The organism is Acetobacter sp. P5B1, assembly GCF_018811985.1.
Classification (GTDB): domain Bacteria; phylum Pseudomonadota; class Alphaproteobacteria; order Acetobacterales; family Acetobacteraceae; genus Acetobacter; species Acetobacter cerevisiae.
The window spans coordinates 1-9574 of record NZ_JACRVS010000044.1; the positions used below are offsets into that span (position 1 = coordinate 1).

11 protein-coding genes and 1 pseudogene are annotated in these 9574 nt (G+C 35.4%); 7 read left to right on the top strand and 5 right to left on the bottom strand.

The features are described 5' to 3' along the window. Positions 1-184, bottom strand: a 184-nt coding sequence (locus KP703_RS14695; protein ID WP_215755463.1) for a transposase, incomplete at its 3' end; no start/stop codon positions are given. A gap of 230 nt (positions 185-414) precedes the next feature. Between KP703_RS14695 and KP703_RS14700 the strand changes: the two genes are divergently transcribed. The 5 genes from KP703_RS14700 to KP703_RS14720 all read left to right on the top strand — a co-directional run bounded on the left by KP703_RS14700 (position 415) and on the right by KP703_RS14720 (position 5155). Beyond that, positions 415-630 carry a hypothetical protein gene (locus tag KP703_RS14700; RefSeq protein WP_215755464.1) on the top strand — a complete coding sequence of 72 codons (216 nt, stop codon included), beginning with the start codon at positions 415-417 and terminating at the stop codon, positions 628-630. A gap of 416 nt (positions 631-1046) precedes the next feature. Further along, the gene (locus KP703_RS14705; protein ID WP_215755465.1) at positions 1047-2177 is read left to right on the top strand and encodes a site-specific integrase; all 1131 of its coding nucleotides are present in this window, start codon (positions 1047-1049) and stop codon (positions 2175-2177) included. A gap of 568 nt (positions 2178-2745) precedes the next feature. Next, complete coding sequence (locus KP703_RS14710; RefSeq protein ID WP_215755466.1) at positions 2746-3975, top strand: hypothetical protein; 1230 nt, start codon at positions 2746-2748, stop codon at positions 3973-3975. 208 nt (positions 3976-4183) lie between these two features. Further along, the gene (locus KP703_RS14715) at positions 4184-4597 is read left to right on the top strand and encodes a hypothetical protein (RefSeq protein ID WP_215755467.1); all 414 of its coding nucleotides are present in this window, start codon (positions 4184-4186) and stop codon (positions 4595-4597) included. Between the two features lie 99 nt (positions 4598-4696). After that, entirely contained in the window at positions 4697-5155 is a 459-nt protein-coding gene (locus tag KP703_RS14720; RefSeq protein WP_215755468.1) for a hypothetical protein, read from the top strand. Between the two features lie 87 nt (positions 5156-5242). Here the strand turns inward: KP703_RS14720 and KP703_RS14725 are convergent, their stop codons facing one another. Further along, entirely contained in the window at positions 5243-6979 is a 1737-nt protein-coding gene (locus KP703_RS14725) for a relaxase/mobilization nuclease domain-containing protein (protein ID WP_215755469.1), read from the bottom strand. 5 nt (positions 6980-6984) lie between these two features. Beyond that, the gene (gene mobC / locus KP703_RS14730) at positions 6985-7329 is read right to left on the bottom strand and encodes a plasmid mobilization relaxosome protein MobC (RefSeq protein ID WP_215755470.1); all 345 of its coding nucleotides are present in this window, start codon (positions 7327-7329) and stop codon (positions 6985-6987) included. A gap of 256 nt (positions 7330-7585) precedes the next feature. Here mobC and KP703_RS14735 point away from each other — a divergent pair, with 256 nt between their 5' ends. Further along, positions 7586-7858: a hypothetical protein gene (locus tag KP703_RS14735; protein WP_215755471.1), complete on the top strand. Its 273-nt coding sequence runs from the start codon at positions 7586-7588 to the stop codon at positions 7856-7858. Positions 7859-7908: 50 nt separating this feature from the next. Here KP703_RS14735 and KP703_RS14740 read toward each other — a convergent pair whose 3' ends face one another. Continuing rightward, positions 7909-8673, bottom strand: a complete 765-nt coding sequence (locus KP703_RS14740; protein ID WP_215755472.1) for a hypothetical protein — start codon at positions 8671-8673, stop codon at positions 7909-7911. Positions 8674-8777: 104 nt separating this feature from the next. Here KP703_RS14740 and KP703_RS15835 point away from each other — a divergent pair, with 104 nt between their 5' ends. Continuing rightward, entirely contained in the window at positions 8778-8903 is a 126-nt protein-coding gene (locus tag KP703_RS15835; protein ID WP_256441426.1) for a hypothetical protein, read from the top strand. A gap of 559 nt (positions 8904-9462) precedes the next feature. On the opposite strand, the pseudogene KP703_RS14745 reads toward KP703_RS15835, so the two are convergent. Then, a pseudogene (locus KP703_RS14745) lies at positions 9463-9574 on the bottom strand (IS5/IS1182 family transposase); the annotation flags it as partial.

Consider the following 9574-nt stretch of genomic DNA (forward strand, 5'->3'; position numbering starts at 1 on the left):
GCACGAGATAGCGCAGAGCATTGATGATCTCACGGGAATCGGTTGTCCGTTTCCGACCACGCCGGTTCGCAGGGGGCATCAGAGGCGCTATGCGCTCCCATTCCTCATCTGTCAGATCAGACGGATAGCGTTTCGTCTTGCGTGTAATTCCGGCCATGCGGCCTCGTTGTGCTGGCGTCCACATCCTGCCTTTGAATCACACTCAAAACCTCTTGAAAACCTATCATAGCGAATTTCCAAAAGGGCTCTAAGGGGGGTGTCTCTCTTCAGGGTCTGCTCATAGCCGACCCTGAAGCACTCGCCTGCTCCCCGACCCGGATCTTTCAGAGAACCAACGGCCCGACGAAAGAGAGCGGAGGGCTGCATGGCAGGGCTGCCATAAGCTGGCCGCAGATTGACCGGGGCCATAAAAGAATGGACAAGCTGCGATCAGAAAATTCATACCAGTTCAGACAACACGATGAAGGCGGAAGCGTAATGACTGTAGGAAAAAAAGTAGCCTTGGTTGTGCTGGTCGCATTCACACTGTCGGGCTGCAAAAACTTCTATCACAGCAGCTGCCCCGGCTATGCAGGCGAAAATCCTGAAGCCCGCGATGGCATCAAATCAGTTATCCAGACCTGCAACTAAAGCTCGTTACGGTTAAATTCTGACATTTCTATAAAGAATGAACACGCTACTGGCTTATACAAACCCCTGTAGAGAATGTGTTTTTCATGTCCTCTATTTCGGGCAAGACGGGTTACACGTCGCAGCTGATTACCTCATGACGGCACACTCTTAAGATGTACTAAGCCGCGACCTGAATTCACACCAGTCCGGGCAAACATTGCTCACCTGACTAACTAATATTTTGTATGGAATTCATCATCTGGCGGAGAGGGAGGGATTCGAACCCTCGGTACGATTGCTCGCACAACGGTTTTCGAGTTCTAAAAAAGTCAAGTTAAATCTTACTTATATATTGACTTTTTTCACTTGTTGCTGTATTGCTATCTCAACCGCAACAACAGAAAGGAAATTGCCGAGCGGACAGGCGTATATACATGAAACAGGTGCAACAGCGTGGGAAACGCTACACGGCAACAGTCCGACTTAATGGACATTCTTTAACATCTACATTTCCCAAAAAGTCACAAGCAAAGGAATGGTGTGACAGGGTGGAAATCGCAATCCGTGACGAAATCGTTAATCCCGCTAACGTATTCAAGCGTGAAGATTTTATCGCAAAAAAACCCCAAAAACCTAAAAATATCAAAGAATTAGAAGCCGAAAAAAAGAAGAATGACAGCATACCTTCTATTAACTGGCCTCTGAAAAAAGCTATCCAAAAATATATGTATGAGGATTTAGAAGACCTTAAAGGATATAAGCAGGCGTTGCTACGTCTCAAAATGTGGTTAAGGTCTGAATTTGCTGATGTTCCTCTTAAAGATATATCAGCCGAGATGGTGCATGAGTGGAAAATTAATAGACGCACTAATAAAGGAAAAATCCCCTCCCCCTCCACTCTCAGAAATGACCTTTACAGGCTTTCCGTCATCTTCGAAACCGCTCGAACAGCACGAACGAAGGACGGTTGGGGACTGACTGAATTACATAATCCAGTCAAAGAAATCCTACTCCCCTCACCTCCTGCTGGACGTGATCGAAGATTGCAAGGCGATGAAGAACGCAGATTAAGACAAGCGTTATTAAGTGGTTGTCATCCCCTAGAGATGTCCTGTTTTTTCGAGATTTCACTGGCGACAGGAATGAGAAAGAGCGAAATCTTGCAGGCGACCGCTGATGAAGTAATCGAAGGACGAATGGGGTGGTCAATAAAAAAGAATGATACAAAAAATGGAACAAATCGCACTGTTCACTTATCAGAAAAAGCAACCGATGCAGTTCTGAAATTGATAAATGTGAATCATGGAAAAACATATGGAAATAGACTTTTTTCAATATGTAGCACTACGGTTGATAACTTGTGGAAAACCGCCAGAAAACGGGCTGGCTGTCCAGATTTGAGAATTCATGATTTACGGCATGAAGCTATTAGCAGACTAGCGGATGCAGGGCTGTCATTAGGTGCATTGGCGAGCATGAGCGGACACAAAACAAGCCAAATGTTGTTGCGTTACATTAATGCAAAGGAGTCTGATATCAGGGAAAAACTGGCTTTGATTGCTTGACATTAAAAAAGGAAGTGAAATTTTCTTCACTTCCTTCAAATTCTTATGTTATAATATTATTGACCAAAAAACATCTGACATAAGAGGTGTTGCTGTTTATATAATAGCATCACTCTCTGAATGTCAAGATAATTTTAGCAATTTGGCAAAAGGAGAATATGAAATATGAACAAATCGAGATAATTTTAAGAAATGAATATCCGAAAATCTGGCATTCCCTTTTATCTCTACATCACACTTATAAAAATTTAATCAGTCAAAAAATCGCGGAAAACTGCCAATCTTTAGATTGCAATGAAGTGGCTGAACACGTTGTCGACTGGTTCAACTCCTGCCCTAATGATCTGGAGGGTTCGAAAAACCCCTATTTTGATTTTTCAAGTAGTAGCAATATCAACGGGTTACGATTTTAAAACAGCCGAAAAAGAGGGTTTTTAGAACCCTCCATCTAATTAATGGCTTTGCGTTAATGTCATTGTCATACGATGAAATCAAAGAACGTCAACGAATCACAGGCAAGAGATTAACAAGAAAATCGAACTTATTACGTAGGAATTTCAGGAGATACATGGATATCCGTCTGGAAGATGATGAATTCCAATTATCATTCGATAAAGATAAACAGGATTCCGAAAAATCTTATATCATTATTCCAGATAAAGATGATTCTAAAAAAGGATTATCAGGATACGATATCAAGCAATTTAATCAACGCAAAAAATATGCTGTTAATCACTCCATCGCAGAGCATGTTGACGACTTTGCTATAAACTTCATGAACTATGAAGGATTATTCCTTTCCCTGACATTAGAAAGTGAATTCCATAACTGCACATATGAACAGGCAAAAAACGAGATTAACAGACGATTAAAAAAGATAAAAAGAATTCTAAAAAATAAGGATATTCTCTTACTTGGAATGTCGGTTCTCGAACTTCAGAAAGACGAAACTCCTCACTATCATATCCAGTTATATATCAATCCTGAAAATCGGGAATATGTTGAATCTGTTATCTTAAAAGAGTTTCCGAACGAAATTGATAGAAAATCAGACGCAATAAAAGACATATGGGAAGCCCTCGGAGTTATCGGATATTGTCTGAAAGATTCAAATAAATCAGATACATACGTGTCATTCATTGGATTACAGAGAGATATCAAAGCCAGATATAATTCTGTTTATCATAATGAAAAATATAAAGATTTATCAGATAGACGAATATCATTATCTCATAAAAGAATGAGAGAAAACAAACCTAACGGAATGATCTTACTGTTATTAAGATGTTTTCAAGATGAAAAATTGAATCTGTTATCTGCTAGACATAAAGATTTTCATTATATAAAAACTGATATTCAGAAAATCCAAGTCATGTATTTACATTGTATTCATTTCAGAGAATTCAAAAATCTTATATATGATAAGAAAAATATATATACATCAATGAGAACATATAAAATTATCAATAAAAACAGTGATATTTATAACTATGTTACAAGTTGGGTATATAATAACCAAGAATGTATATTAATGATTTTCTATTTCTGGGAATGTGTGAAAAGTCGGGGTCAGCCTCCTCCATCCAAGGATGGAAAAAGGCTTATAAAGTTTTTGCAGAAACATAATATCAGGATTATCAGCAGATTGGCACAAAAATCATACATATCATTGGAACGGTGCGGAATCTCAGGAAAATCAGATATTAATTTGAAGCTACAAAATTATTGTGAATCAGAAAATTGGGATACCTGCCATCAATTAGATGGCGGGATAATGTTATATTTTATAACAGAGTGATATGAGATTATAACATCTGTCTTATTGCTCCCTGTCTTCTGATACATGTATTTAAATACATATAAGAATACGTTTTTTTCTTATAAAATATAGAAAAATAATTTTTATATAAATAATTACATAATAATTATATTTATGTAGTATTATATTATTAGTGTATTCAAATACATGTATCTGAATACACTGATATAAATAAGGAAAAAAGAAAATGAATATACAAAATGAATTTAATTATATAACAGATACTTATATCTCTGATTATATGAAGGAAAAAGATAAATTAAAAAGATTGCTAAAAAACGACATAAAAAACTTTGGTTATAATCCGAGAGCTTGCGGTGAGACTGGAGGTATGATTTCAGGTCTCAAAAGAGCAATGAAACAAAAAATAGAAATGTATTTTATTCAGAAAATTATTGAAGAAAATGATATTCATCCGTCCGGGTTAGAAGTTAGCAAATTTGCTATAAAATTATTTGGTAAATCAATCAGAAAAAACGATTTGTTTAAAGAATTCACATTGGGATGTGATAATTCAGGAGCTGGTAGAGGCGATAAAATACCTGATTTATCACATAATGAAATACAGCAAATTAGAGAATTCATGAAAAAGATAAACTAAAAAGTTTATCCTTTGGTATCTTTCGATACATGTATCCAAATACACAGATAGAAAAAATTATTTTAAAATATGATATTATGTAAAAAAGGATTAATAAATATGACACGATCTAAAAAAATAATTGGTCAAGATTTAAACAGTATATTCAAAACTGACTATAAAAATATTGATAAAAATAAATATGATGATTTTGAAGAACCTGATTTTTCTGAAGATGTCTTTGAAGAAGAAGATGTTATTAAATTGAAAAAAGATGATTTAATATCTGTATTCTCTGATGATACTAAAGATCAAATTAATGAATATATAAGAAATCAAAAATCTTATTATAGTGACTATCGAAAAGACAAAAATATAGCATTTGATGAATTAAAAAAAGAAGTTTTAATTCGATATTTCTATGATAATTATGTTCAAAAGAAAACTACTACTGATAGAATCGAGAATTTGTTTAAGTTAATAGAATCGAATAAAGACTGTATTAAATTCATATCAATAACATCATTAATATCTATAAATTTATTAGCATCTATAAAATTCTTACTCAAAAGAAAATAATTATGCTATAATAAATATGACGCTTTATATAAGCGTATTTTGTAGTATTTGACATGATACTACTCCAATGTTGTCCCATCAATTACATTATATAATTGATGGGATATTTTTATGACTGATTAAATTAGCATTATTCTGATAATGAAAATTGTTATTCACATATTTCTTTGTTTTCATTGCTTCAATAGCTAACTGCGGAGACTTAATAGCAAGCTCTAAAAGCTCAATATCTTGATATTTTTCAATGAGAAACACTAACTTATTAATATCTTTCTTTGCATTCAGGTAGTTCACAACATCAAGCGTGGATGACCATTTTTTATGTTTTTGCTCTCGTGATGAAGCATATTTTGATGCCATAGTTTTCAGAGCATATGAAAAGTCTTTTTTATTATTAACTAAATCAAGCCCCTGGAATTCATCAAAGTGAAGCTGTTTTAATTTGTCTTGAAATGCTCTCAACGCTAATTTTGCAGGCTTTTTATTAAACCATCCAGCATTTTCATGCTTTACGAGATAATCGTCACGCAACGGCGTTAAAATAGCATCAAGCTGTTGCTGTATATGATATTTATCTCTTGTTTTAGGGTCTGCAAATGGTTCTGGCGGTATATGTTTCCATCTGTTATTAAAATTTGACATCATCTGTAACAAGTCATCTGCAAATTTTTTCTGATTAGATAAAGCTTCTTTTTCAAGTGATGCCTTCTGATTTGCTTCCTGGTTCTGAAATGCAATAGATGCCTTTTGCTCCTTAGACATGCTTGAAGTAGCTTCAAAATGATCTGCTTTTATGTTCTCGCTATTAGAGCCAGATGATACGCTCACACCCGTTGGGCCAGCAGAAGAAGCAGTTTTAACTGCTTCTGACATAGAGTGTTGTGATGCCTGCTGAATAGTAGCAGGCTTGGCTGTGGACGGCCTTGGTGTGGCTTGTGGCTGTCTTACAGATGCTACTGTTTCAAGCGGTTTAAATGATGTGTCTATGCCATTCTGCAATGACTCATACATATTATTGAAATCTTGTTTTTTCACTCCTAAGAGACGATTAGCAGAGCCAAGAATTTGGTTTTCGCCATTAACAATAATGTATGTATTCGCTTTATCGCCTTTCTTGATATCCATGCCTATATCAAGCATTTGCTCATATAATTGAGAAAATGATTCAGATGATATACGTAAATCTTTTATCGTCTGACGAACTTCATTTAATTGAATTCCGCTAATTTTTGCACGTCTAAATTGTTTATCTGAATAACAAGCATCAGGTGCATCTTTCGGATTTAATGATGGTGTGTTTTTTCTAATGATATCAGCATAATATAAGCGTCCAGATTTCTCTAAATCTTTAATGACTGAATTATTATGCTTTCCGACAACAGGAGCATGACAAAAATCTATTTCCGCAATACGAGCAATTTTTTCTTCTCGTATCTTAGAAAACGATGAGTCCATTATTTTCCCATTTGCTAACACTTCTGGGAAATAAACATGGTAATGTTGATTAGATGCTTTACCATCAGCACGTTGCTTTGTGTGTTTTACAATAGTCGCTGTCGATGCATCTGCCTTAAATTCACGAGCATAATTTTTAACTAATTCAAAGGCTTGCTCATCCGTCATATCTTCATACGATGATATTTTTACATGTCGAATAGCATACTGAGAACCGACCGATTTCGCTCGTCCAAGCTCTGATTTTACGTCAAATTCAGAACCTTGAAGAATATCAATTTTCTCATTGTCAGAACCGTGGAAAACATGGCGACATGTTGATGACATGCCAGAAGCAGATGTTTTCATACGTGCTGATTTGACTATCATCTAACTTACTTCTTAATAGTAGCAATCATGTCATCAATACGAGCAAGAATTTTCAGACATTTTTTCATATTGTCATTAGCATCATTATAGCTTTCGCCAGAGTTTAGCTTTCTTGCAATCTGATTCAGGTTGTTGCCTATCCTGCTAACTTCTTCACGAGTGCTTTTTAATTCTGTGAGTAATGAAATTTTATCAGAATTCAACATATGAGCAGAGTTCATCAGACTGCGGAAATAGTTTGCAAGTGTCTTATATCCCGCCTGCCGAGCGGTAGCATTCCATGACTGAAGCTCTTGCTTTGATGCTCTAACTGATAATCTGGTCTGGGTTCTGTTAAGATTTTGTCTCATAATAATCATCCTCAAATCTATGAATACTAATGGGGTCAACGGGGTGAAACCCCTTGCCAGATGCCATATGGTTATCCCGTTAGGGGTAGCCATATGGCACCTCTGGCAATATATAATAGTATTCTTTAATCTGTATTATATCATAAGACATCAGTAACACTTTATACCGTGTTTATACCGGTATAATACACTTAATTATATTGACATTTTATATGTGATATACTATAGTAATACTTGAATCAAAGGACATAAAATTATGACTGAAGAAGAGATAAAAGAGTTCCTAGCAAATCCTAGAGAATACAATAAGAAGCAACATGCTAAAGCATGGAAGCCATATAATGATGCGGTTCAGTCATCTAGCTTGCATAGTGTTCATAACAAAATGTCTGCAATGTCTGACCGTGCTTCTGCATATTTGTCACCAGTCGCTAAGGCTGAATACGATAGAAAAAAGTCTATCGAATTGATGAAAGTCGATATGCTCAATGCTCAATATAAAGAACGTGCAAAATTTTTATTCACATAAAAAAGGAGGCTGTAAGCCCCCTCATTTATATATTAGCAATAAATAAAATACTATCTCGTTAGCTGTAAGCTACTGGCTTCTTTCTTGATGTGAATGTTTCCATTTTCATCAAGTTCAATATTATTTTTTAAATAATCTTTTAAATCATTCGTATCAAGATGCATACTAATGACATTATTCTTAATACTGTCATCAGCCATTAAGCTCATTAATTTCTGCTGTATCTCACGAGCTTCAACAGCTTCAGGTCTGTTCTGAAAATCTTGAATCATTTCCATGCGTTCATTGCGACAAATATCTAATGCTTCATGCATTTGCTGGCGAAGTTCCAAATCCTTAGATATGTATGGCGATAACATAGCATCATGATAAGGCTGATAATTTTTTATTAAAAATGAATTCAAAAATTCAGTCATTATTTCATTGCATACTCTTAAAAATCTCTCTTCATCAGCACCGAAAAGTCCGGAGCTTATAACTGTGGGCTTTACAAGCATGAAATCAAGCTTTTCCTTTAAATATGCTTCAACTTCTTTTTTATCATCACCAAGCTTCTTCAGCTCACGAGTAAACGGATTATCAGTTTCAAATAGCTCTTTATATTGTTTTTCGTGATCGAGCATATCTGGAGTAATAGCAGGATGTGTTTGTTCAATAATCTTATTTAATGAATTATTGAGAAATGCAGAATTCATATTAAATGAATTTGTATATATTTCTAACTTTCTTTTATCTTCATGAGCTTTTTTTTCATCATCCGACATTAATGATAATTGTTCACGTTTTTGCTTTATTCTACTTATGAAATTTGACATTATACTAACTCCTATATGTTTCCATAATTGGAAACATATAGATTATATCACAAGAAAATGCATATTATGTTATAATACAAAAGTTAAAAAAAAGGATTAAAAAAATGAAAAATGAAGAAGAATATAAAGATGTAAATCCGTTAAAATTTTTATTTTGGATGTTTGTAGCTCCTGCATTGCTCGGTGGCGGATGTGGCGAATTATTAGAACTGTTTGATAGTTTTATGTGAAAAAAACAATATAAAACAATAACTTAATCATATGAAAAATGAAATTTTTATAAGTTTTCATGAAAATTTTGACCCCCATATGCTGAGGGAGCATTTTGTATATACACTCATTTTAAGCCGTTTTCAGCGTTCAAAAGTGGGGTGCTGTATATTAGTAAGGGAAAGGGAAAAACCCTCTGAAATCGCTTCTATATGCAAGTTTTGTGCCGATTTATGCCGATTTCAGTGGGCGAAATGTGGGCGGTGTGGCGTCTTTGTATAAAAGAAATTACCTAGAAAATTATAGCATCAACATCAAGAAAATAGCAGAAAACTGCCAAAAATTGAAAATATTAAAGAGAGTAAATTACACCTATTAAAACAAGATTGAAGTGCCGAAAATCGGCAAAAAAGTGGGCGATCAGCGGGCGGTGATAGTTTCCATTTGGAGGGATCGAAGAACCGTTGGTTGATGCGCCTGGCTCGTGATTTCAGGGTTTTGGCGATTTGATTGACGGTTTTTGGGGTAGCTTTTGATCTGCGTTTTGAGCAGATCGGGGACTGCCCTCCCGCTGGATGACTACGCGCTCGCGTTCAACCTTTCGAGGAAGAGGAAGCGGCGCATGTTGTAGACGATATTGGCCAGCCCGATCCTCATGGTGGCCCGGGTGATACCGACAGTTCGGATGAAC

What these genes read in the sequence shown, in the direction of transcription:
- KP703_RS14700 (WP_215755464.1), top strand. Translation starts at nt 415, where the DNA reads ATGGACAAGCTGCGATCAGAAAATTCATACCAGTTCAGACAACACGAT.
- KP703_RS14705 (WP_215755465.1), top strand. Translation starts at nt 1,047, where the DNA reads ATGAAACAGGTGCAACAGCGTGGGAAACGCTACACGGCAACAGTCCGA.
- KP703_RS14710 (WP_215755466.1), top strand. Translation starts at nt 2,746, where the DNA reads ATGGATATCCGTCTGGAAGATGATGAATTCCAATTATCATTCGATAAA.
- KP703_RS14715 (WP_215755467.1), top strand. Translation starts at nt 4,184, where the DNA reads ATGAATATACAAAATGAATTTAATTATATAACAGATACTTATATCTCT.
- KP703_RS14720 (WP_215755468.1), top strand. Translation starts at nt 4,697, where the DNA reads ATGACACGATCTAAAAAAATAATTGGTCAAGATTTAAACAGTATATTC.
- KP703_RS14725 (WP_215755469.1), bottom strand. Translation starts at nt 6,979, where the DNA reads ATGATAGTCAAATCAGCACGTATGAAAACATCTGCTTCTGGCATGTCA.
- mobC (WP_215755470.1), bottom strand. Translation starts at nt 7,329, where the DNA reads ATGAGACAAAATCTTAACAGAACCCAGACCAGATTATCAGTTAGAGCA.
- KP703_RS14735 (WP_215755471.1), top strand. Translation starts at nt 7,586, where the DNA reads ATGACTGAAGAAGAGATAAAAGAGTTCCTAGCAAATCCTAGAGAATAC.
- KP703_RS14740 (WP_215755472.1), bottom strand. Translation starts at nt 8,673, where the DNA reads ATGTCAAATTTCATAAGTAGAATAAAGCAAAAACGTGAACAATTATCA.
- KP703_RS15835 (WP_256441426.1), top strand. Translation starts at nt 8,778, where the DNA reads ATGAAAAATGAAGAAGAATATAAAGATGTAAATCCGTTAAAATTTTTA.